The organism is Microbulbifer okhotskensis (assembly GCF_023895975.1).
Taxonomy (GTDB): domain Bacteria; phylum Pseudomonadota; class Gammaproteobacteria; order Pseudomonadales; family Cellvibrionaceae; genus Microbulbifer; species Microbulbifer okhotskensis.
Map to the genome: position 1 here is coordinate 1 of NZ_JALBWM010000338.1, position 697 is coordinate 697.

At 42.3% G+C, this 697-nt stretch carries 1 protein-coding gene; it reads right to left on the reverse strand.

The features are described from left to right. Nucleotides 1-72 precede the first annotated feature (72 nt). The gene (locus MO867_RS22395; protein WP_252473291.1) at nucleotides 73-585 is read right to left on the reverse strand and encodes an immunity protein RhsI2 family protein; all 513 of its coding nucleotides are present in this window, start codon (nucleotides 583-585) and stop codon (nucleotides 73-75) included. Nucleotides 586-697 lie beyond the last annotated feature (112 nt).

Sequence of the window (697 nt, forward strand, 5' to 3'; positions counted from 1 at the left end):
GATTCATTACGGATAGGGAACCGCCCATTGCGGACCCGCATGATGGGTGGTGTGGTAGCCGGTAGCTAGAAACTACCGGCTACCCGATTTAGCTGATTTCATCACTAGTGGGACCATGTCATATGATATGGCTATTTCTATAGGTGTTTCGGAGTATCGACCTCTACCTTTATCTTTTTTCAATTCATCCTGAGCATATGCAATTAGAACTTTTCTCCCCACACGGTACATCTTGATATCTTTTTTATTATTGGCATAGAAGCTTTCCAGGTGTAATGACCCATTTTCAAGTTTTAACTCATAGCTGTTATGTCTTCGATCTGAATCCATGCCAGCATAATAGGTACTAGTTATTACACCCGATAAAAATTTAAGTTTTATTTTTCTTGTATATACTGAATCCCACCATTCATCGCTACCAAATAAACCATGGGTCCCCTTTAAACCCATATGTGACCTTGTTTCATCGAGTGTTAACTCTTGAGTTAGCTTAACGCGCTCAGGGTCATTTTTTAGTGCGTCATAAAGAGTATATACAAGTTTTAATGAACAATTCTGACTCTCCAGATCTAGTAACCGTGACATTCATCGGATTCCTGATTCAGCTAACGCCCGCGAAGGCCCGGAGCATCCTGCTTGCGTTTGGTACGCCCAGCATGGGCGTGAACTAATGGGGTGAAAGTCCCCTGTAGGAAGA